The sequence below is a fragment of the Devosia sp. Root413D1 genome (genome assembly GCF_001425235.1).
In the GTDB taxonomy this organism is placed as follows: domain Bacteria; phylum Pseudomonadota; class Alphaproteobacteria; order Rhizobiales; family Devosiaceae; genus Devosia_A.
In genome coordinates this window covers 90,583-109,864 of record NZ_LMEA01000011.1, presented here as the reverse complement: position 1 = coordinate 109,864, position 19,282 = coordinate 90,583, and the positions used below count along the sequence as shown (strand labels likewise).

At 65.1% G+C, this 19,282-nt stretch carries 22 protein-coding genes and 1 tRNA gene; 8 read left to right on the top strand and 15 right to left on the bottom strand.

Annotated elements, in window-relative coordinates:
• Window positions 1-422: 422 nt before the first annotated feature.
• The gene (gene purS, locus ASC89_RS17885; RefSeq protein ID WP_055882140.1) at window positions 423-665 is read right to left on the bottom strand and encodes a phosphoribosylformylglycinamidine synthase subunit PurS; all 243 of its coding nucleotides are present in this window, start codon (window positions 663-665) and stop codon (window positions 423-425) included.
• Window positions 666-769: 104 nt separating this feature from the next.
• Complete coding sequence (purC, locus tag ASC89_RS17880) at window positions 770-1,534, bottom strand: phosphoribosylaminoimidazolesuccinocarboxamide synthase (protein WP_055882139.1); 765 nt, start codon at window positions 1,532-1,534, stop codon at window positions 770-772.
• A gap of 283 nt (window positions 1,535-1,817) precedes the next feature.
• Here purC and ASC89_RS17875 point away from each other — a divergent pair, with 283 nt between their 5' ends.
• Together ASC89_RS17875 and ASC89_RS17870 are read left to right on the top strand one after the other, a co-directional pair.
• A complete protein-coding gene (locus tag ASC89_RS17875) occupies window positions 1,818-2,141 on the top strand; it encodes a DUF1476 domain-containing protein (protein WP_055882138.1) in 324 nt (107 codons plus the stop codon).
• Between the two features lie 98 nt (window positions 2,142-2,239).
• Window positions 2,240-3,001, top strand: a complete 762-nt coding sequence (locus ASC89_RS17870) for an META domain-containing protein (protein WP_055882136.1) — start codon at window positions 2,240-2,242, stop codon at window positions 2,999-3,001.
• A 3-nt stretch (window positions 3,002-3,004) separates the two neighbouring features.
• Here the strand turns inward: ASC89_RS17870 and ASC89_RS17865 are convergent, their stop codons facing one another.
• The 6 genes from ASC89_RS17865 to ASC89_RS17840 form a co-directional block, all read right to left on the bottom strand.
• Window positions 3,005-3,412 (bottom strand): hypothetical protein, encoded by a 408-nt coding sequence (locus tag ASC89_RS17865; protein WP_055882134.1) that lies wholly within the window; start codon window positions 3,410-3,412, stop codon window positions 3,005-3,007.
• A gap of 45 nt (window positions 3,413-3,457) precedes the next feature.
• Window positions 3,458-4,006 carry an alpha/beta hydrolase gene (locus ASC89_RS17860; protein ID WP_055882132.1) on the bottom strand — a complete coding sequence of 183 codons (549 nt, stop codon included), beginning with the start codon at window positions 4,004-4,006 and terminating at the stop codon, window positions 3,458-3,460.
• Entirely contained in the window at window positions 4,003-4,425 is a 423-nt protein-coding gene (locus ASC89_RS17855; protein ID WP_082533442.1) for a GNAT family N-acetyltransferase, read from the bottom strand. Before ASC89_RS17855 ends, ASC89_RS17860 begins: the two co-directional genes overlap by 4 nt.
• Window positions 4,425-5,747: an adenylosuccinate lyase gene (gene purB / locus ASC89_RS17850; protein WP_055882131.1), complete on the bottom strand. Its 1,323-nt coding sequence runs from the start codon at window positions 5,745-5,747 to the stop codon at window positions 4,425-4,427. The genes ASC89_RS17855 and purB overlap by 1 nt, the downstream gene beginning before the upstream one ends.
• A gap of 34 nt (window positions 5,748-5,781) precedes the next feature.
• Window positions 5,782-6,459 carry a ribulose-phosphate 3-epimerase gene (gene rpe, locus ASC89_RS17845; RefSeq protein ID WP_055882128.1) on the bottom strand — a complete coding sequence of 226 codons (678 nt, stop codon included), beginning with the start codon at window positions 6,457-6,459 and terminating at the stop codon, window positions 5,782-5,784.
• A gap of 173 nt (window positions 6,460-6,632) precedes the next feature.
• On the bottom strand, window positions 6,633-7,613 hold the full coding sequence (locus ASC89_RS17840; RefSeq protein WP_055882125.1) for an ABC transporter substrate-binding protein: 981 nt from the start codon (window positions 7,611-7,613) through the stop codon (window positions 6,633-6,635).
• A gap of 158 nt (window positions 7,614-7,771) precedes the next feature.
• Here ASC89_RS17840 and ASC89_RS17835 point away from each other — a divergent pair, with 158 nt between their 5' ends.
• Both ASC89_RS17835 and ASC89_RS17830 read left to right on the top strand, forming a co-directional pair.
• Window positions 7,772-8,509, top strand: a complete 738-nt coding sequence (locus tag ASC89_RS17835; RefSeq protein ID WP_082528247.1) for a cytochrome c biogenesis protein CcdA — start codon at window positions 7,772-7,774, stop codon at window positions 8,507-8,509.
• 117 nt (window positions 8,510-8,626) lie between these two features.
• Window positions 8,627-9,850 (top strand): GNAT family N-acetyltransferase, encoded by a 1,224-nt coding sequence (locus tag ASC89_RS17830; RefSeq protein ID WP_055882119.1) that lies wholly within the window; start codon window positions 8,627-8,629, stop codon window positions 9,848-9,850.
• On the opposite strand, the gene ASC89_RS17825 is transcribed toward ASC89_RS17830, so the two are convergent.
• Window positions 9,847-10,755, bottom strand: coding sequence for a LysR family transcriptional regulator (locus ASC89_RS17825; protein WP_056000251.1), 909 nt, complete (start codon window positions 10,753-10,755; stop codon window positions 9,847-9,849). The genes ASC89_RS17830 and ASC89_RS17825 overlap by 4 nt on opposite strands.
• A gap of 108 nt (window positions 10,756-10,863) precedes the next feature.
• On the opposite strand from ASC89_RS17825, the gene ASC89_RS17820 reads away from it, so the two are divergent.
• Window positions 10,864-12,261 carry an MFS transporter gene (locus ASC89_RS17820; RefSeq protein ID WP_056000248.1) on the top strand — a complete coding sequence of 466 codons (1,398 nt, stop codon included), beginning with the start codon at window positions 10,864-10,866 and terminating at the stop codon, window positions 12,259-12,261.
• Here ASC89_RS17820 and radC read toward each other — a convergent pair.
• Window positions 12,254-12,976 (bottom strand): DNA repair protein RadC, encoded by a 723-nt coding sequence (gene radC / locus ASC89_RS17815; RefSeq protein ID WP_056000246.1) that lies wholly within the window; start codon window positions 12,974-12,976, stop codon window positions 12,254-12,256. The two genes, ASC89_RS17820 and radC, sit on opposite strands and share 8 nt — an antisense overlap.
• Window positions 12,977-12,979: 3 nt before the next feature.
• Entirely contained in the window at window positions 12,980-13,810 is an 831-nt protein-coding gene (gene map, locus ASC89_RS17810; protein ID WP_156384676.1) for a type I methionyl aminopeptidase, read from the bottom strand.
• 170 nt (window positions 13,811-13,980) lie between these two features.
• On the opposite strand from map, the gene ASC89_RS17805 reads away from it, so the two are divergent.
• Both ASC89_RS17805 and gpt read left to right on the top strand, forming a co-directional pair.
• The gene (locus ASC89_RS17805; RefSeq protein ID WP_056000241.1) at window positions 13,981-14,754 is read left to right on the top strand and encodes a molybdopterin-binding protein; all 774 of its coding nucleotides are present in this window, start codon (window positions 13,981-13,983) and stop codon (window positions 14,752-14,754) included.
• A gap of 62 nt (window positions 14,755-14,816) precedes the next feature.
• Window positions 14,817-15,314, top strand: a complete 498-nt coding sequence (gpt, locus tag ASC89_RS17800) for a xanthine phosphoribosyltransferase (RefSeq protein WP_055882106.1) — start codon at window positions 14,817-14,819, stop codon at window positions 15,312-15,314.
• Window positions 15,315-15,699: 385 nt separating this feature from the next.
• On the opposite strand, the gene ASC89_RS17790 is transcribed toward gpt, so the two are convergent.
• Both ASC89_RS17790 and ASC89_RS17785 read right to left on the bottom strand, forming a co-directional pair.
• On the bottom strand, window positions 15,700-16,065 hold the full coding sequence (locus tag ASC89_RS17790) for a VOC family protein (protein ID WP_055882101.1): 366 nt from the start codon (window positions 16,063-16,065) through the stop codon (window positions 15,700-15,702).
• Window positions 16,066-16,166: 101 nt separating this feature from the next.
• The gene (locus ASC89_RS17785; RefSeq protein WP_055882098.1) at window positions 16,167-17,048 is read right to left on the bottom strand and encodes an alpha-1,2-fucosyltransferase; all 882 of its coding nucleotides are present in this window, start codon (window positions 17,046-17,048) and stop codon (window positions 16,167-16,169) included.
• Window positions 17,049-17,135: 87 nt separating this feature from the next.
• Between ASC89_RS17785 and ASC89_RS17780 the strand changes: the two genes are divergently transcribed.
• A tRNA-Leu gene (locus ASC89_RS17780) sits at window positions 17,136-17,221 on the top strand.
• Window positions 17,222-17,315: 94 nt separating this feature from the next.
• On the opposite strand, the gene ASC89_RS17775 is transcribed toward ASC89_RS17780, so the two are convergent.
• A complete protein-coding gene (locus ASC89_RS17775; protein WP_056000238.1) occupies window positions 17,316-18,011 on the bottom strand; it encodes a TfuA-like protein in 696 nt (231 codons plus the stop codon).
• A complete protein-coding gene (locus tag ASC89_RS17770) occupies window positions 18,008-19,204 on the bottom strand; it encodes a YcaO-like family protein (protein WP_056000235.1) in 1,197 nt (398 codons plus the stop codon). Before ASC89_RS17770 ends, ASC89_RS17775 begins: the two co-directional genes overlap by 4 nt.
• Window positions 19,205-19,282: the final 78 nt, after the last annotated feature.

The window sequence follows — 19,282 nt, the reverse complement described above, 5'->3', positions numbered from 1 at the left end:
GAGTCTGAACCAGCACGGTTAATTGGAGGGTGTGATGCGACGGTGCGCCTATTCGGTGAGCGCGGGGCGGCGAAAAAGTGGCGGCGGCCACGTTGTGGCATCCGCGTCACGCGACCAAAGTCTAAGCCGGTCTGCCTATGCCGATATGGGGCACGCCTGGTGCCCATCCGCCGATGACACCGAGTGGAAGGCGGCGGCAGCGCGCCGCCGCAAGCGCTCTCGATGGTACGAGGCGAGCCGCGGCGCTGCCGAAAAACGCTAAGGCTTACGCCTCAGACGGGGACCGACGCGTAGGCGGCGAAAAGCAGGCCGAGCGCGAGGAAGAAGGCAATCGACAGGGAGAATGTCTTGAGCATCGGGGCGGTCTTTTACTGGTACAGGCTCAGGGTTACGCGAGCGGCCCGTACCATAAGCGGTGAATCTTAAGGCGTGATTTCTATCGTGTAGTTTTCGATGACGGTGTTCGCCAAGAGCTTCTCGCACATCGCCCGGACATTAGCCTCGGCCTGTGACAAATCGGATTCACCCAGCTCGACGTCGAACACTTTTCCCTGCCGTACGGCACCGACGCCGGAAAAGCCGAGGCTCTTCAGCGAGCCCTGGATGGCCTGACCCTGGGGGTCGAGGACGCCGGATTTGAGCGTGACGGTGACGCGGGCTTTCATCGAAAATTCCCGAAACAGGGCAGGGGGTAATACCCTGCATTTTCAGTGGTCGCGCGGTCGAACCGGAAAGGTTTGCAACCTTTCCTGGCCACGCTCCGGGGCGGCTATTGCACGAGTCGCGGGCCGGTGGTCAACGCGTTGTCGGTTTCCACAAGAATACCGAGGCGCTGCGCCACTTCGCGGTAGGCATCGACCAGCCCGCCGAGGTTCTCGCGGAAGCGATCCTTGTCGAGCTTGTTGCGGGTCTTGATGTCCCACAGGCGGCAGTTGTCCGGGCTGATCTCGTCGGCCAGGACGACCCGCATCAGGTCGCCGTCATAGAGGCGGCCACACTCGATCTTGAAGTCGACGAGTTGGATGCCGACGCCCATGAACAGGCCGGTGAGGAAGTCGTTGACGCGGATGGCCAGCGCCATGATGTCGTCGAGCTCCTGCGGCGTCGCCCAGCCGAAAGCGGTGATGTGCTCTTCCGACACCATCGGGTCGCCGAGCGCGTCGTCCTTGTAGCAGAACTCGATGATCGAGCGCGGCAGCTGGGTGCCCGGCTCGAGGCCGAGGCGCTTCACCAGCGAACCGGCCGCGACATTGCGCACGATGATCTCGAGCGGGATGATCTCCACTTCCTTGATCAGCTGCTCGCGCATGTTGAGCCGGCGGATGAAGTGGGTCGGAATGCCCAGGCCGTTCAGCTTGGTGAAGATGTACTCGGAGATCCGGTTGTTCAGGACGCCCTTGCCATCGATGATCTCGTGGCGCGCGCCGTTACCGGCCGTGGCGTCGTCTTTGAAGTACTGGATCAGCGTCCCGGGCTCCGGGCCCTCGTAGAGCGTCTTGGCCTTGCCGTCATAGATTTTGCGGCGACGGTTCATATGAGCCCTGCCTCTCGGACAATGTAGGGAATTGCGGCGTTCATGCGCCAGAATGGCAGCCTAATGCAAGCTCTTTCACCGCCGGCGGAACCGAGTGGCACGTCGCGCCGAACTCACCAAATTGGGGGATGCCGGCGCTTCACGCGCATCCAATGGCGCCGTGGATCGTTGATCGGATTGACCAAATGCCGCGACCGCCACCCGTTGATTTGGCTGGCGGTCCAGCTTATGTGCAAACCCATCGAGGGCGCCCGACTGCCGGGCAGATTTGCGGAGAGCGTAGATGTCGGGATTCAACGATCGCGAAAAGGGTCAGGAAGCGAAGTTTGCTCACGACTCGGAACTGCGCTTCAAGGCTGAGGCGCGTCGCAACAAGCTGCTGGGGCTGTGGGCCGCCGAGCATATGGGCCTGAGCGAAGAGCACGCCAAGCAGTACGCTGCCGAAGTTGTGGCTTCCGACTTCGAGGAAGCCGGCGACGAGGACGTGTTCCGCAAGATCTCGGGCGACCTGAAGGCCAAGGGCGCTTCGGTGTCCGACGACATGATTCGCCAGAAGATGGCGGAGCTCGTCCCCGTGGCGCGCGACCAGGTGCTCAACGAGGGTTGATACCCTCCCGGTAAGCCACCCGAAACCATCGTCCGGATTTGTGCCTTGCGCCCCATAGGCGCGAGGCGTTTTGTCTTGACCTCCGCAGGAGGATCGAGATGGAAAGCACACTGCTCATGGGCCGGCGCCCTGCCATGGCGCTGATTGCCGGCGTGATGCTGGCCTCGATCGCCGGCGTTGCACTGGCCGACGGCGCGACGATCACCGGCAACGTCGTCTATCGCGAGCGGATGCTGTTGCCCGAGGGCGCCGTGGCGACGGTGCGGCTCGAGGATGTGTCGCTTGCCGACGCGCCGGCCAGAGTGATTGCAGAAACCAGCGTGCCAGCGAGCACCAGCCCCACCGCCTTCAGCATCGACTATGATCCGGCGCAGATCGAGGCCGGGCGCACCTATGCCTGGCGGGCCAGCATCACCGCGGGCGACGAGTTGATGTTCACCACCACAGAGCGCCACACGTTCGATCCGCAGGCCGCCGGCGTCGAGCTGCTGGTGCAGCGCGTCGCGAGCAGCGAAGCTGCGACGCTGCCGCTGGCCGGCGCGTGGCTGGCCGAGGACATCAATGGCGGCGGGGTGATCGACAACCTGCAGACCACACTGGAGATCGCCGCGGACGGCAAGGTCTCCGGCAATGGCGGCTGCAACCGCTTCAGCGGCAGCGCTACGATCGACGGTGACAAGATCAGCTTCGGCGATCTGGCCTCGACCATGATGGCCTGCACCGAAGCCGCGATGGACCAGGAAATGAAGCTCCACGCCGCGCTTGCCGACACCCGCACCTACCGGATCGATGCCGAGCAGAAGAAGCTGTTCCTCAGCGACGCCGCAGGCAAGGTGGTAGCGCAGTTCTCGGCGATGTAGCGGTCAGGTCGGCCAGAACAGTGCGGCGCCCGCTGCGGCGCCGATTGCCAGCATCAGCACGCCGGCCGGTATGAAGCTTCTGGGAGCCCGCTCGGGGATGCCCATCGACGCCATGCCGAGGTTGGGCAGGGTCAACCCGATGGTCACCTTCAACAGCAGCAACCAGCCATATATGGTGACGACGATCGCCGGACCCGCCCATACTTGGTGCAGGCTGACGATCAGCAACGCCGACCACAGCTCGACCTGCATGATCTTGCTCACCAGCCCGGCGCGGCCACGGGCGCGGAGGTCGGCGAAGTACTCGCCCCAAAGTGCCGGCTGCAAGATGTGAGACAGGCCGACGATCAGGCTGCTGATCAGCACGACCAGTTGGACGAACGAGGGCGGATCAGTCAGGAACGGCCACATCCAGCGAAGTTATCGCAGATGCGAATCATTCGCAACTACGCGCAGCTAGATCCGCTGCATCAGGCGGGTGAACATCAACAAGCCCTCGGGCCAGGGGCCATGGCCGGAGGCGAGGTTGATGTGGCCGGCTTCGCCGGCAAAGTGCAGTTCGGAGCCCCAGGCGGTGGCCATATCGGCGGCGCGGTTGGGGGAGACGTAGCTGTCGTTGGTCGAGACCACCAACAGCGAGGGGAAGGGCAGCGGGTCGGTCGGCACGTTGTCGAAGCTGCGGCCTTCGCGCGGGAAGCCGGGCCCTTCGTGATCGGGCGGCGAGACGAGGAGGGCGCCCTTGACCTTGCCGGCTGGAAAGCGCGGCGCGGCATGCACCAGCGCCGAGACGGCCAGCGAATGGGCAATCAGCACCACGGGTCGCTCGGCGGCTTCTACCGCTTCGACGATCGCGGCGGTCCAGTCGCGCAGATCCGGGTCATCCCACTCGTCCTGCTCGACGATGCGGCCGGTGGAGAAGCGATCAGCCCAGCGGCGCTGCCAGTGGCCTGCGCCGGAATTGCCGAGCCCGGGCAGGATCAGGATGTCTGCGTCCGCAATTCTCATAAGCCGCGCTTTCGGTTCATGAAGTAGGCGTGGCCATAGGGGTGGAGATCCACCGACGGCCCGTGTTTGTCGTAAAAGCCGACCGCGCCGGGAACAGAGAGCAGCCCCATACCGACGCCGTCGCCCAAGTGCTCGCGGCAGGCCTCAAGCAGGCCCTTGCCGATGCCGCGGCCCTGGAAATCGTCGTGCACGGCGAGATCGCCGCAATAGGCGACCCAGGCGAAATCGGTGAGGCAACGGGCAAGGCCGACGCAGCGACCGTCGAGGCGGGCGCTGACGATCAGGTCGGCGCCCTCGATCATTGCGGCGATGCGGTCGCGATCATTGATCGGCCGGGTCGCTCCGAGCGCGCTGTGGCCGACCACGTCGATATAGTCGTCGACGGGCAGGGCAGCTTCGCGCGCGTAGACGACCGCCATCACACCTCCGGTCCGAAGACGCGCTCGAACAGCGCGTCGACATGCTTCAGGTGGTAGAAATCGTCGAACATGGCGTCGATGTCCGAGGCGCTCAGCTTGGCGGAAACCTCGGGATCGGATTTCAGCAGCTGCGCGAACAGCCCGGCGCGGTCGCCGCGGGCCTGCCAGACCTGCATGGCGTTGCGCTGCACTGCGGCATAGGAATCCTCACGGCTGAGGCCGGCCTGGGTCAGCGCCAGCAGCACGCGCTGCGAGTTATGCAGCCCGCCGAGCAGATCGAGGTTGCGCTTCATGTTCTCGGGATAGACCAGCAGGTTGTCGATCAGGCCGACGAGACGGTTCAGCGCGAAATCCAGCGTGACCGTGGCATCGGGCCCGATCATCCGCTCGACCGAGGAGTGCGAGATATCGCGCTCGTGCCAGAGCGCCACGTTCTCGAGCGCCGGGGTGACCATGCCGCGGACGAGCCGGGCGAGGCCGGTGAGGTTTTCGCTCAGCACCGGGTTGCGCTTGTGCGGCATGGCCGACGAGCCCTTCTGGCCGGGCGAGAAGAACTCCTCGGCTTCCAGCACTTCGGTGCGCTGCAGGTGACGAATCTCGGTGGCGATGCGCTCGATCGACGAGGCGATGACGCCGAGCGTGGCAAAGAACATGGCGTGGCGGTCCCTGGGGATCACCTGGGTGGAAATCGGCTCGGGCTTCAGCCCCAGCTTTTCGGCGACATAGGCTTCGACCTGTGGGTCGATATTGGCGAAGGTGCCGATGGCGCCGGAGATGGCGGCCGTGGCGATTTCGGCGCGCGCCGCGACGAGCCGGGCGCGGTTGCGGGCAAACTCGGCATAGGCCTCGGCCAGCTTGATGCCGAAGGTGGTCGGCTCGGCGTGGATGCCGTGGCTGCGGCCGATGGTGATCGAGTACTTGTGCTCCTTGGCGCGCTTCTTGATCGCCGCCAGCAGCCGGTCGATATCGCCGAGCAGGATGTCCGAGGCGCGGGCCAGCTGCACCGCGAGGCAGGTGTCGAGCACGTCGGACGAGGTCATGCCCTGGTGCAGGAACCGGGCCTCGGGGCCGACGATTTCCGACACGTGCGTCAGGAAGGCGATGACGTCGTGCTTGGTGGTGCGCTCGATCTCATCGATGCGCTCGACGTCGAAAGTGGCGTTGCCGCCCTTGGCCCAGATGGTTTCCGCAGCCTCCTTCGGCACCACACCGAGTTCGGCCAGCTTGGTGGTCGCGTGCGCTTCGATCTCGAACCAGATCTTGAAGCGGGTCTCGGGTGACCAGATGGCGACCATTTCGGGGCGGGAATAGCGCGGAATCATGGGCTTATGGCTCTTTGTTCGCGTAATCGATACGTTACGCGGTAACGGCGGTAGCGGCGTTGCGGATGGCCGCGATGCGGCCGGCATAGGTTTTTGGGTCGTTGCCGGCAAATACCGAGGTGCCGGCGACATAGAGGTCGGCGCCGGCATCGGCGAGGGCCTTGGCATTGTGCTCGGTTACGCCGCCATCGACCTGGAGGTCGATCGGGCGATTGCCGATCAGCGCACGCACCTGCCGGATCTTGTTCAGGCTCTCGGGGATGAACTTCTGTCCGCCGAAGCCGGGGTTGACGCTCATCACCAGCACCAGGTCGACATCGCCGATAACGTGCTCGATGGCGGAAACCGGGGTGGCCGGGTTGATGGCGACGCCGGCACGCTTGCCTTCGGCGCTGATCGCCTGCAGCGAGCGGTGCAAATGCGGGCCGGCCTCGGCATGCACGGTGATCGAGTCAGCGCCGGCCCTGGCGAAGGCGCCGAGATAGGGGTCCGCCGGGGCGATCATCAGGTGGACGTCGATGAGCTTTTTGGTGAGCGGTCGGATGGCCGAGACGATCAGCGGGCCGATGGTGATGTTGGGGACGAAGTGCCCATCCATCACATCGACATGGATGTAGTCGGCGCCGCCCGCATCGATGGCGCGAATCTCGTCGCCGAGCCGGGTGAAATCGGCGGACAGGATAGAAGGCGCGATGCGGATCGGGCGGGACATGGGGCCTCGTCGGGCAAAAGCGGGTTGCTTACGTGGCTGATACCCCGCCCCAACCTCGATGTCATCCCTGCGAAAGCAGGGACCCAACTTGCAGCCAGCACGGGCTGACGGATGGGTCCCTGCTTTCGCAGGGATGACACCGAATTCTAGGCATACTTGGTGGTTCGATCCAATTACGGAACAGCCGTAACCGGATCGCCGTCCAGCGCCGCCGCGAGCTTGGGCGGCAGCAGGTCGAGCAGGTAGCCGAGCGACAATGGCGTCTGCCAGCTCATCGCGGCGCTGGCGAGGCCAGCGCCGTCGTCGAGCCAGATCGAGCGGCCCTCGGTGGCGAGCTTCAGGCCTTGATAGAGGCTCATGGCTTCGACCTTGTGCTGGATCTCGGCATTGTCGGCGGGCCAGATCGCTACGTCCATGTCGAGCAGCTCGATGAATTCGGGGCTGACGGTGATGCGGTTGTCGGGCTGGGCCAGCTTGTCGAGTTCAGCCGGGAAGCTGAGGCCGAGTTCGATCAGGAACTTGCTGGCGAGGTCATTGCTGCTCCAGGCGTCGAAGCTGCCGTCTTCCCTCAGGTAAAGGTTGGTGCCGGTCTTACCGGCAAGTTGGGGGTACTCGGCGCGAACGGCGGCATAGCGGTCAGCGAACGACTTGACGATGGCATCCGACTTCGTGGTGTTGCCCGAGGTCGCCTGGTCGATGATGGTCAGTTCCGCCTGCCACGGAGCACCCCAGTGCTGGTAGCCGGCCGGCGTCACCACCACCGGCGCGATCTTCGACAGGTTCCGGTACATCGCCTCGTCCATGGTGACGTAGATGGCGATGATCAGGTCGGGGCGCTGCGCGGCGACCCACTCGATGTTGATGCCGTCGGCGGTCATCACCTCGGGGGTGGCGTTGAGGGCTTTGCGGGCTGCCTCGGCCCAGGGCCAGGTGGCATAGGGGTGTTCGCCCCACCACTCCTTCACCCCGACCGGCGCGATGCCGAGGGCATAGAGGAAATCCTGCTCGTGCATGCCGACCGAGACGACGCGCTGCGGCTTCGCCGGGACCGTGGTGGTGCCGTAGATATGCGCGACGGTCACCGGGAAATCCTGCGCCAGGGCGGGCGCGACCAGGGTGACGAGCAGGGACAGCGTTGCAAGCAGCAGTTTCATCTCAAATCCCTCAAAGCATTATCGGGCGGCAATAGATTAAAGATGATGTCGTCAGTCAAGTTTTGCAGGGGCTGCTTCACATCAGAGCGAGCGGCGGCCCGTCGCATTGCCTTCGGCCCCGAACCGGCTATGACTTCGCGCGATTTGTCGGAGGCATGATGGACGGGTTTTCGTTCTGGCTGGTGTTTGGGGCAGGGGTGCTGAGTTTCCTCAGCCCGTGCGTGCTGCCGCTGGTGCCGCCCTACCTCACCTATATGAGCGGCGCGAGCTTCGACCAGCTGCGTGACGATGGCGCCACAGCTGGAGTGATCTGGCGGAAGAGCGTCTTCACCTCGCTGTTCTTCATCGCCGGGTTCTCGATCGTCTTCATCCTGTTCGGCGCCACGGCGACGGCGTTCGGGCAGGCCTTCCGCCAGGCGCTGCCGATCATCACGCCGATCGCCGGGCTGTTCATCATCGCCATGGGGCTGCACTTCCTCGGCGTCTACCGGATCGCCTTCCTCGACCGGCAGTTGCGCCACAATGGTCCGGGTGTGGCCAGTGGCCCGGTCGGCGGGTTCCTGCTCGGGCTGGCTTTCGCCGTCGGCTGGACGCCGTGCATCGGGCCGGTGCTGGCGGCGATCCTGGCAGTGGCCTCGACCAAGGAAACGGCGCTCGATGGCGCCGCGTTGCTCGGGCTCTACTCGCTCGGGCTGGGCGTGCCGTTCCTGCTCGCCGGTATCGCCATCGGACCGTTCCTCACCTTCTTTTCCGGCTTCAAGAAGCACCTGGGGATGGTCGAGAAGGTGATGGGGGCGCTGTTGGTGGTTACTGGGCTCTTGTTCCTCACCGGGCAGTTCACCCGCATTTCCTACTGGTTCCTCGAGACCTTCCCGGTTCTGCAGCAATTCGGGTAAGCGCGGCTTAACCGTCGCTGCCGAAATCTGACGCCGAACCGATCGATCACGGTTCCGTCAACAGCCCATTCACTGCCGCTCGCGATAGTCGCCGCAACCTTGGACGAGGATGCGACGATGGCTCTCGAAGCCTATGCAGAAGATACGCCGCCGCGGCCGCAGCGCCAGCGCCTGACCGTGGTGCCGGTGGCGACGGTGCAGCTGGCGCATCGGATCGACGAGGTCGCGGCGACCTGGGCGGCACTGGAAGACGGCCAGATCGAGTCGCCCGGCCAGAGCGCCGCCTTCACCCGTGCCTGGGTCAATGCGTTCGGCATTGCCGAGGCCGACCAGTTCTACCTGACGGCCGCCTTCGACGGCGAGCCGGTGGCGCTGCTGCCGCTGTGGCGGCGGCGCGTCAAAGGGGTACGGCTGCTGTCGTGGTTTCCAGGGGCCCATGTCGGCTGCAACGCGCCACTGGTCGATGCGGCGCGGCTCGCGACGCTCGGCTCGGTCGAGCGGGCGGCGCTGTGGTCGGCGATGCTGGAGCGGCTCGATGGCGCCGACCTGATCTACCTGAAATCGGTGCCGCAGCTGTTCGTCGGGGGCGTCGACATCTTCGCCGAGCTCGGCCAGACGATCGAGGCGGAGACGCTCTATCGGGCGCAGTTCGCGAGCTGGGACGATGCCAACACCACGCAGCGCTCGAAATCGCGCCGCAAGCACGATCGCCAGCAGGGCGAGCGGCTCGAGGCGCTGGGGCAGGTGGAGTTCGAGGAGGTGCGTGGTGGCCCGGAGGCCCTGCCGATCCTCGAGGTGATGTTCCGCCAGCGCGCGGCGCGCTTCGTCGCCATGGGCGTGCCGGATCCGTTTGCCGAGCCAGGCGTACGGGCATTCTACGACGCGACGCTGTCGTCGGCGGCCGGCATCGATGTGCGCCTGCATGTGCTGCGGCTCAATGGCGAGATCGTCGCGGTGCGCTACAATATTGCGCATGGCGAGCGGCTGTTCTGCCTCATCTCGTCGATGAGCGACGACGCGACGATCCAGACCGGCTCGCCAGGCAAGCAGTGCCTGCTGCGGGTGATGCAGACGGTGTTCGATGCCGGCTACCGTGTCTTCGACATGGGCGCCGGCTTCACCGACGAGAAGCGCCACTGGTGCAACCTCAAGCTGCCGGTGCGCCAGCACTACGTGCCGCTGACGACGTTGGGCGCGGTTGCCGCCAAGGGGCACTTCGGCTGGCAGGTGCTGCGGCAGAAGCTCAAGGCCAACAAGGCGGTAATGGGCGTGGTGAAAGCGGTTCGCGGGCGGATGCTGGCCGCCAGGAGCGCGGCCCCGGTGCCTGAGGCGTCAGACTAGACCGACACGTTGCTTCGTCCGGCGCAGATGTCGCGGACACAGCTCCGCAACCAGCGATGCGCCGGATCTGCATCCAGTCGCGGATGCCAGAGCAATGACACTGTGATCCCCGGTACGGCGACCGGCAGTTGAAAGCTGGTCATTCCGGCACGCAGATTTCCGGTGTGGCGCTCAGGAACTGTGGCGATCAGCTCCGAGGCACGTGCCAGAGCCAGAGCGGCTGCGAAGCCGGCGACGATCGCAACGATCTCGCGCTGCAAGCCAAGCTGTTCCAACGCTTCGTCGACCAAGCCCTTGCCGAGGCCGCGCCGCGAGGCATGAACGTGTCGGCCGGTAGCGTAGCTGGCAGGCGTGATCTCCGCCTCGCTCAGTGGGTGACCCGTCCTGACGACCCCGATGAAGCGGTCTCGGAACAGGGCGACCGCCCGCACCTCCGGCCCGGCCGTCTGGTCCACCACACCGGTTTCAAGGTCGATGCTGCCATCGCGTAACGATCCGGTTGCTTTTTCGGCTTTCTGCACGAACCACAGCCGCACGCCCGGCGCCTCTCGGTTGACGCGAGCAATGAGCTCTGGTCCGAAGTTCTCCACGAAACCGTCGCTGCTTCGCAACGTGAAGGTTCGATCCAACCGCGTGAGGTCGAGCATCTCCTGCGGCCGCAGCACCGCCTGCGCATCCCCCACCAACTGACTGACCCGCTCGCGGAGTTCGAGCGCCCGCGGCGTCGGCACGAGGCCGCGACCGGCCCGCACCAGCAGCGGATCGCCGGTGGTCTCGCGCAATCGCGCCAGGGCCCGACTCATTGCCGATGGGCTGAGGCGCAACCGGCGGGCCGCGCGCGCCACGCTGCCTTCAGCGAGGAGCACATCGAGGGTGACGAGCAGGTTGAGATCGGGCGTCGACATGCGCCGACTCTATAGTGATGTGGCGTTGAGCGCACGAATGAAGTGCAAATGCTGCGTGTTCCGCCATGCCAGGGAAAGAACTAGTCAGGGCTGACCAAGGAGAGCCTGATGCGTTCTGATATTCGTGCCGCGGTACGAGGCCCCGGATTGGCCCTCGCCGCGCTGTCGCTGGCGATGCTGCTGTCCTCACTTGGTACCAGCATTGCCAATGTCGGGTTGCCGACAATGGCCGAGGCGCTCGATGCCTCGTTCCAGGATGTGCAGTGGATCGTCTTGGCCTACCTGCTCGCCATCACAACCCTGATCGTCAGCGTGGGACGGCTTGGTGACATCATCGGCCGTCGGCGCCTGCTGCTGGGCGGGATTGCGCTGTTCACCATTGCCTCAGTGGCCTGCGGTGCAGCCCCCAGCCTGTCCCTGCTGGTCGCCGCCCGGGCGTTACAGGGGCTCGGCGCTGCCATCATGATGGCGCTGGCGATGGCATTTGTCGGGGATACGGTGGCGAAGGCGCAGACGGGCAGGGCCATGGGGTTGCTCGGGACCATGTCGGCTGTCGGTACGGCGCTCGGCCCCTCGCTTGGTGGTCTGCTGATTGCCGGGTTCGACTGGCGGGCAATCTTCCTGGTCAACGTCCCGCTCGGTCTGGTGGCGTTCGTCCTCGCGTACTGCTGCCTCCCGGTCGATGGCCGCGCTGCGACAGTGCGGCGGGGCGGCTTCGACGGGGTGGGTACCCTGCTGCTCGCCATGACGCTGGCGGCATATGCCCTGGCCATGACCATCGGGCGGGGGAACTTCGGGTCGCTCAATATCGCCCTGCTGGCAGCTGCCGGGTTCGGAGTGGGGGTCTTCTTGCTGGCCGAGACGAAAGCCGCGTCGCCATTGATCCGGCCGGCGATGCTCCACCGGTCTGGACTCGGCGCCAGCCTCGCCATGAGTGCATTGGTGTCGACGGTAATGATGGCGACGCTGGTGGTCGGGCCGTTCTATCTGTCCCATGCGCTGGGGCTCGACGCCGCACTGGTTGGCATCGCGATGTCGGTTGGCCCAGTCGTTTCGGCGCTGAGTGGCGTGCTGGCGGGGCGGATGGTCGACCGCCTCGGCGCGCGACTGATGGTCATCGTCGGGCTCGTCGCGATGGTGGCCGGCGTGGTTGGGCTCGCTGCGATTCCGGTGGCGTTCGGTGTCGCCGGCTATATTGCTGCCATGGTCGTCCTGACGCCGGGCTATCAGCTGTTTCAGGCGGCCAATAACAGCGGGGTCATGATGGCTGCTGGCGCCGGCGAGCGGGGCGTCGTCTCGGGGATGCTCAACTTGTCACGCAATCTCGGTCTGATCACCGGAGCGTCCGTGATGGGGGCGGTGTTCGCGTTCGGGTCGGCGGCGGCGGATATCACGACGGCATCTGCGGACGCGGTCGCGGGCGGGATGCACATCACGTTCGCCGTCGCCGCGGTTCTGCTCGTTGCAGCGCTGGTGATCGGCACGCTGGGACGAACCGTCAGATGAGCTTCAGCCCCTTCATCGATGCGTGGCCCGACTTTCCGATGATGATGTGGTCGTGCACCGTAATCCCCAGCGGCCGGGCGACGTCGTTGATCCTCAGGGTCATCTCAACGTCCGCCTGCGAAGGCGTTGGATCGCCCGAGGGGTGGTTGTGCACCAGGATCAGCGCGCTGGCGCTCAGTTCCAGCGAGCGCTTGATCACTTCACGCGGATAGACCGGGGCGTGGTCGACCGTGCCGGTCTGCTGCACTTCGTCGGCGATCAGGCGGTTCTTTTTGTCGAGGAAGAGGATGCGGAACTGCTCGATATCGTTGAACGCCATCTGGGCGCGGCAATAATCGATCAGCGTGCTCCATGAGTTGAGGACCGGCATGTCCGGCACCATGCGATCGCGCGCGAAGCGCTGGGCGGCGGCCTGGATGATCTTGAGGTTGGTGGCCGAGACCAGCCCGAGGCCTTTGATCTCGTCGAGCTGCTGCGGGGTGGCTGAGAACACGCCGGAAAATGAGCCGAACGCTCTGATAAGCTCCTTGGCGAGCGGCTTGGTATCCTTGCGCGGGATGACGATCTGCAGGATCAGCTCCAGCAGCTCGTAATCCTCGATGTGTTGCTCGCCGAGTTGGAGAAACCGCTGCCGGGCACGTTCGCGATGGCCGAGATAGTGGGGCGGAGCCGCCTCGCCGAGTCCATCCGGCGATGGCTTCTCCCCCTCGCTCATCGGTCAGCGACGGGCATCGAGCGGGTTGAACAGCCCCCGCGGCGAGGAGGTGAAGATCTCGACGCCGGTCTCGGTGATGCCGATAGAGTGTTCGGCCTGGGCCGAGAGCGTGCGGTCGCGGGTTACCGCGGTCCAGCCATCGGCGAGGATTTTGACGTGCGGGCGGCCCAGATTGATCATCGGCTCGATGGTGAAGATCATGCCGGGCTTCAGCGGCACACCGGTGCCCGGCACGCCGAAATGCATGATGTTGGGCTCGTCGTGGAACAGTTGCCCCACGCCGTGGCCGACGAAATCGCGCACTACGCTCATCCGCTCGGCTTCCGCCAGCGCCTGGATGGCGGCGCCGATATCGCCGGTGGTGGCGCCTGCCTTGGCCGCAGCGATACCGGCGGCGAGGCCGGCATAGGTGACGTCGATCAGGCGCTCGGCCTTACGGCTGATCTCGCCGACCGGGTACATGCGCGAGCTGTCGCCGTACCAGCCGTCGACGATCAAGGTCAGGTCGATGTTGACGATGTCGCCTTCACGCAACGGCCGCTCCTCGGGGATGCCGTGGCAGACGACGTGGTTGATCGAAGTGCAGATCGAGTGGCGGTAGCCCTTGTAGAACAGCGTTGCCGGGATCGCGTTGTGATCCCGGGCGAACTCGTAGGCGAGCCGATCTAGCGCCGCGGTGGTGACGCCGGGCTTCACCGCATCGACCAGCAGGTCGAGCGCTTCGGCGGTCAGGCGACCGGCCTTGCGCATGCCGTTGAAGCCCGCTTCGCCGTGCAGCGGGATGACACCCGAGGTGCGGCGGCTTTTGGTTTCGGCTTCGACGTAGGTGATCATGGCAGCTCCGTTCGAAACGAAAGTAGGCGTTCGGGCCCAGGATTGGAAGTGTGTTGGCGTTGCCAGCCCACGGCAATACTGTGGGCACCGGCACCGATGACCCGCCGGATTGCTTGACCTTTCGGGCTTTGGTGAGGCAATGCATTGTGCCTCGCAAATCCGGGGCCACCATGCCATCGCCCGAAGCCGTTACCGCCGCCCTCGTTGTCATCGGCGATGAAATCCTGTCCGGCCGGACTAAGGATGTGAACATCGGCGCGACGGCGGATTTCTGCACCGAGCTCGGGATCGAACTCAGGGAAGTGCGCGTCGTTTCCGACGTCGAGGACGATATCATCGCCGCGGTGAACGCCGTACGGGCGCGCTACACCTACGTTTTCACTACCGGCGGCATCGGGCCGACGCATGACGACATCACCGCCGACGCCATCGCCAAAGCGTTCGGTGTCAAGCTGCCGATCAACGACGAGGCGCGCGCCATGCTGGAAGCGCGCTGGAAGCAGACCGGCACCGAGGTCAACGAGGCGCGGCTGCGCATGGCGCGAATTCCCGAAGGCGGAACGCTGATCGTCAACTCGGTGAGCGCCGCGCCGGGCTTCCGCATCGGCAATGTCCACGTCATGGCCGGCGTACCCAAGATCATGCTGGCCATGCTCGAGGCGATCGCGCCGACCTTGCAGGGCGGCAAGAAGGTGAAATCGATCACCATCCGGTGCGGCGTGGGCGAGGGCAGCATTGGTGGTCCGCTTGGCCGCATCCAGGACGAGTTCCCCGATGTAAAGATGGGCAGCTACCCGCAGATGGGGCAGACTTTCGTGATGACCGAGCTGGTGCTGCGCTCGTCCGACGAGGCGCGGCTCGCCGAGGCCGCCGGCCGGGTGCGCGAGATGGTCGCCGAGGCGCATCGCGCTGCCGGGCTTTCGACGGAAGTCGAGGCCTACTGAGTTTCCGGCCCGCAGGGGCCCCCGTTTGAGATCGAGGCGGCCGGGCCGTCCAGGAGAAGCAAGTGAACCAGACCCAGCAGAAATCTTTCCCAGTCACCTGGGACCAGTTCCACCGCGACAGCCGGGCGCTTGCCTGGCGGCTGCAGGCGCTTGGGCCGTTCGATGCGCTGGTGGCGATCACCCGCGGTGGCCTGGTGCCGGCTGCGATCGTGGCGCGCGAGCTGAACATTCGGGTGGTCGAGAGCGTCGCGGTGAAGAGCTACGACCATCAGAACCAGAGCGGCATCAAGGTGCTGAAGCCAATCGCCCCGGAGCTGCTGGAAAAGGCCCGCAATGGCGGCAAGATCCTGATCGTCGACGACCTGGTAGATACCGGAGCCACGGCGCGCGTGGTGCGCGACATGCTCCCCGGCGCGCATTTCGCCACTGTCTATGCCAAGCCGAAGGGCCGCGAGATGGTCGACACCTTCATCACCGAAGTAAGCCAGGACACCTGGATCTTCTTCCCGTGGGATCTCGACGTGGCCTATGTGCCGCCGATCTCCGGCGCCACGGACTGATCATGACTGGGGCGGAGGTTCTTGATCGCCGCACAAGTCCTGACGGCCTCCTCCACATCCGCATCGAGCGGTATGATGATGGTAGCCTGGCGTTTGGTTTCGAAGAGTCGGATTGGCACCAGCACCCCGATATGTTCGACGCCAAGGGGCGAACTCCCGAGCAAGTGGCTTGGGCGTTCGCTGATGACCTGGTCAACGACCGCTCGTCATCGTCCACAATCGCCAAGAGGATCGGTACTCGGTCCTCGATACGATCGAGTATGAACTGGAACTTTCGGGCACATATGCCCCGCTCGAGTTTCGATACTGGAGCGGTGGCAGGATAGACCGCGCCGAGTTGCTAGAGGGATCGATTGACTACAAGCCGCTCGGCTCTGTGTAGCAGCTAAAGCTGCTGCACCACGTTGATCCAGAGACCAGACGGGTCCTTCAGGCTGAAGCGGCGCTGGCCGAAGGGTTCGTCGGTCAACGGGTAGTCGGGTTCCTTGCCGGTGGCGCGAACCTCTTCCAACGCCGCCGCGGCGTCCTGCACCTCGAGCTCCATGCTGGTGCCGGCGGTGTAGCCCTCGGGGCCCGGCGGCCACGACGGGTGGCTGGGCGACATGAAGGCGATGCTGGCGCCATCGGCCTGCATCAGCACGAACCACTCGTTCTCGAAGATCACCGAAAAGCTCAGGTGCCTGGCCCAGAAATCACGGCAGGCGATGAACTGGTCCGTGACGGTGATGGGGTAGCGGTCGATGAACTGCATGTCGGCCTCCTGTGCCAGGTTGGAGCGACAGGGATAGTGCACCGACCCTGACGGCTGATGTCAGGGTTTACGGCACGCAATGAGTCTCGATGACTGACGGTTCAGACCAGAAGCCAGCCCGGCGGCGAGCGATCGGTCGGATCGACCGGATACGGATAGTCCGGCCCGAACCACTGCTGGGGCCCGATAACCAGCTTGTCCGGCGCGGCGCCAAGCCACGCGGCCCACCAGCTGAAGGTCGAGTTCGCGATGATGAAGTGCCGGCACGAGGACATGAGGAACATATCCTCGTAGGCCGAGAAGCCGGTCACCGGCCGCAACCCCGGCCAGCCTGCCAGTTCGGCTTTTGCGATGTCGACATCGTCGCTGAACAGGAAGTAGGTGGGCTCCTCCACTCTCGCTTCCAGGGCGGATTTCGCCCTGAAATAGTGGTCGGCATGGAGCAGACCGAAGAAGGCAATCGTCTCGGGCGAGTCAGTGTAATCGCCACGCCGGATATGGACGGCGACAGGGTTTTTCGCCGCCGCGATCTCGGCGGCGAGTTCGGCGGTTCGCGGCGTTGCGAGCCGTTGCACGTCGAATGCCCGGCGAACCGATGCCTCGTGCCCTTCGAAATAGTGCCAGGATTGGAAGAAGCCGGACAAGGCGGCGGGGGCCTTCAACTCGAAAAACCGTGGATCAAACCCCTCGATGCTGACGAGTCGTGAGCCGCCGCGGAAGGGGTTGGGCAACAGCCGCAGCGCGGCGCCGATTCGGCGGCCGATCTTGAATGGCGGCACCCGCGCCGATTGCAGCTCGATGCCAAAGTCGCGCAGGCCCAGCCGGCGGTCGCCGCGATCCCTGCGCTCGTAGTGGCGGATGTCGAAACACAGCTCCGTCCCGAGTCGCTCCGACAGGGTCAACCCGGCCGCGTACTGGAACATCTGGTTCCCAAGGCCGCCGTAGATGTTGACTCCGACCAGGTTCGGTCGCGCGTTGGGCACGGTGCACTCTCCTTCTGCCGCCAATGACTATGGCGGCAAATTGTGTGGTTGTCAGTGTCCGAGCCGATGTGGCAGTGCTCAGCGGCCGCGGGCGTGATGGAATGGTAGACATACCGGACTTAAAATCCGGAGGGGGTATCCCCGTGTGGGTTCGAGTCCCACCGCCCGCACCACTCAAAGATCGGAATCATCCGCATGGCCGTTGAGCCGGTGGGGCAGTGTGGCTGACCGTGGGCCTGATGTCTCGCTCGTTGAACGCAACTGGCGTCACCCGAGCATGCCAGGGAGGATGTGCCTGGAAAAGAACGAAGGATGCTGCGGCTCTACCGAGGGCGGGCTGCCGCGTACGGTGCTGCGCTTCAGCTCGGCGATCAGCAGCAGCGCGTCCTCGGCCTTGCGGTTGACCCGGTGCTCGCGATAGGCGGCAAGGATTTCCTGGCGCTCGTCTGGGGGGAGCAGCGCTTCCAGCGGGCGGTCCTTGAAATAGAGCCGACAGGCTCGGTCCCAGATGCGCAGCTGTTCCGCCTCGGAGATAAGTTGCCGGTGGCGCAATCGATCGAGCGTCGGCTTTACGTTGACCAGCGGCTCGGTCAACGGAGGGTAGCCGAGTTCTTCGGGGCCGTGGGAAATCGCGACCGCGGCATCATCGTCGAGAGCCCCGCTGTAGTACGCCTGGGCAATTTCGCCGATGGGAACCATGCCGAACGCCGCGCATTCGGCCGCACGAAGCGCCCCCATCGAGGATGATCCGAGCATGGTCACCCCGCGTGCGAGGGCGAAGAGGATTTCCTTGTGCCACGGCGCCGCCACGGCATCGAAAAAACCATCAACCAGGCCGATGGCCTCGGCGCCGTCGAGGACGGCTTGGGCGATGTCTCCCTGCTTTGCCGGCGGGCGGATCGAGATACCCGCCAGATCCGGCGTTTCGCCGTAAAGCGATGGCCCGACGAACAGCACCCTCATAGCGCCAGCACCTCGAGCGCCCGCCGACCAGGTGACCAGTTGACGTTGGTTTCCCTGTCCTCGAGCACCGCAGAAAGCGCCCGCACCACTGAGATGCCGTAGGGGGCACCGCCCAGTTCGCTCCAGACGATCTCGGCGGTCGGCCCAATGCGCTCCGCCAACTGCTCGAGCAATTGCGGCAATGGCGTATCAGGGGGCAGCCAAGCGGGGGGGCGCGCCTCGCCTGGGCCAGGATGCTCCAGGAACGCGATCGACTCGTCTGCCTGCTCGAAATACTCGGCGGGCAGGAAATCGTCCCGACCGCCCGCGATGTTGGTAATTCTGGTCTGCGCCGCTTCGGTGATGGCGCGGCCAATGGCGCGGGTGCCAGTCGGGTGGCAGCCATAGCCGGCGGCGATATCGAACAATCTGGCGGTGTCGGAGGCACGCTCGCTGATCACTGCCATGACGCACGGAACGCCGAGGTTCGTGGTCTGGTCGAACAGCCGAAGCTCGAGGTCGGCATCCCCTATCTGTTTGCCGAATGCCCTGATCACGGCATCATCCACGGCCTCGATCGGGAACTCCGTCGCGAGCCTCGCGGCGTCGGGGAGGAGTGACCACAGGGAGGTGGCGTCTCGCTCCACCAGCTCGCAGATGGCGTGAAACAGCGCTTCCTCAGTGGTGTTGCCCGAGGCGAGGCCGTTGGTGCTGCGGCCAACTTCCGGCAGGTCGGCGGCGTCCTCGCCGATCGTCAGGGCGTCGCGGGGGATCCAGAGGGGCTCATTGTGGGGCCAACTGCTTCCCTGCAGCCAGCGGATCGGCGCGCCGGTGGGCAGCGGGCGATCGGGTGGCAAGAGGCGGGCCGCATCGTAGTAGCTCTCGCCGGCCAGCCGAAGGGCATCGGCAGTGGCAAGCCGCGAAGGGACTTCCGATCGCTCGGCAATGGTGAACTCGGCGGCCTCCATCAGCGCCGATGCCATGGCGCTGGCATCGTCGCGCCCCTTTCCCTGGCTGACGCTAAGCGTCAGTCCAGCGGGCCGAATGGCTGAGAAGCAGGGGATGCCAATACGGTCGAGGCCAGTCTGGCGCGCCAGTCGGGTGATGCCGAGCGAGGCAAGATGCGGCCGCAATCGCTCAACGGTCAGCGCGGCCGGCGTATTGCGTTCGCCATACTCAAACCAGCTTGACGGCGTCGAAACGGCGCCGTCCACCGATTACTGCCGGAAGAACTTGCGGCTGGGAATGCGGGGCAGAGCCGGCAGGGCCTTGGCAACCTGGGCGATCTTCGG

Excerpts from the sequence above, each read along its gene's own strand:
- purS (WP_055882140.1), bottom strand. The coding sequence starts at position 665 with ATGAAAGCCCGCGTCACCGTCACGCTCAAATCCGGCGTCCTCGACCCC.
- purC (WP_055882139.1), bottom strand. The coding sequence starts at position 1,534 with ATGAACCGTCGCCGCAAAATCTATGACGGCAAGGCCAAGACGCTCTAC.
- ASC89_RS17875 (WP_055882138.1), top strand. The coding sequence starts at position 1,818 with ATGTCGGGATTCAACGATCGCGAAAAGGGTCAGGAAGCGAAGTTTGCT.
- ASC89_RS17870 (WP_055882136.1), top strand. The coding sequence starts at position 2,240 with ATGGAAAGCACACTGCTCATGGGCCGGCGCCCTGCCATGGCGCTGATT.
- ASC89_RS17865 (WP_055882134.1), bottom strand. The coding sequence starts at position 3,412 with ATGTGGCCGTTCCTGACTGATCCGCCCTCGTTCGTCCAACTGGTCGTG.
- ASC89_RS17860 (WP_055882132.1), bottom strand. The coding sequence starts at position 4,006 with ATGAGAATTGCGGACGCAGACATCCTGATCCTGCCCGGGCTCGGCAAT.
- ASC89_RS17855 (WP_082533442.1), bottom strand. The coding sequence starts at position 4,425 with ATGGCGGTCGTCTACGCGCGCGAAGCTGCCCTGCCCGTCGACGACTAT.
- purB (WP_055882131.1), bottom strand. The coding sequence starts at position 5,747 with ATGATTCCGCGCTATTCCCGCCCCGAAATGGTCGCCATCTGGTCACCC.
- rpe (WP_055882128.1), bottom strand. The coding sequence starts at position 6,459 with ATGTCCCGCCCGATCCGCATCGCGCCTTCTATCCTGTCCGCCGATTTC.
- ASC89_RS17840 (WP_055882125.1), bottom strand. The coding sequence starts at position 7,613 with ATGAAACTGCTGCTTGCAACGCTGTCCCTGCTCGTCACCCTGGTCGCG.
- ASC89_RS17835 (WP_082528247.1), top strand. The coding sequence starts at position 7,772 with ATGGACGGGTTTTCGTTCTGGCTGGTGTTTGGGGCAGGGGTGCTGAGT.
- ASC89_RS17830 (WP_055882119.1), top strand. The coding sequence starts at position 8,627 with ATGGCTCTCGAAGCCTATGCAGAAGATACGCCGCCGCGGCCGCAGCGC.
- ASC89_RS17825 (WP_056000251.1), bottom strand. The coding sequence starts at position 10,755 with ATGTCGACGCCCGATCTCAACCTGCTCGTCACCCTCGATGTGCTCCTC.
- ASC89_RS17820 (WP_056000248.1), top strand. The coding sequence starts at position 10,864 with ATGCGTTCTGATATTCGTGCCGCGGTACGAGGCCCCGGATTGGCCCTC.
- radC (WP_056000246.1), bottom strand. The coding sequence starts at position 12,976 with ATGAGCGAGGGGGAGAAGCCATCGCCGGATGGACTCGGCGAGGCGGCT.
- map (WP_156384676.1), bottom strand. The coding sequence starts at position 13,810 with ATGATCACCTACGTCGAAGCCGAAACCAAAAGCCGCCGCACCTCGGGT.
- ASC89_RS17805 (WP_056000241.1), top strand. The coding sequence starts at position 13,981 with ATGCCATCGCCCGAAGCCGTTACCGCCGCCCTCGTTGTCATCGGCGAT.
- ASC89_RS17790 (WP_055882101.1), bottom strand. The coding sequence starts at position 16,065 with ATGCAGTTCATCGACCGCTACCCCATCACCGTCACGGACCAGTTCATC.
- ASC89_RS17775 (WP_056000238.1), bottom strand. The coding sequence starts at position 18,011 with ATGAGGGTGCTGTTCGTCGGGCCATCGCTTTACGGCGAAACGCCGGAT.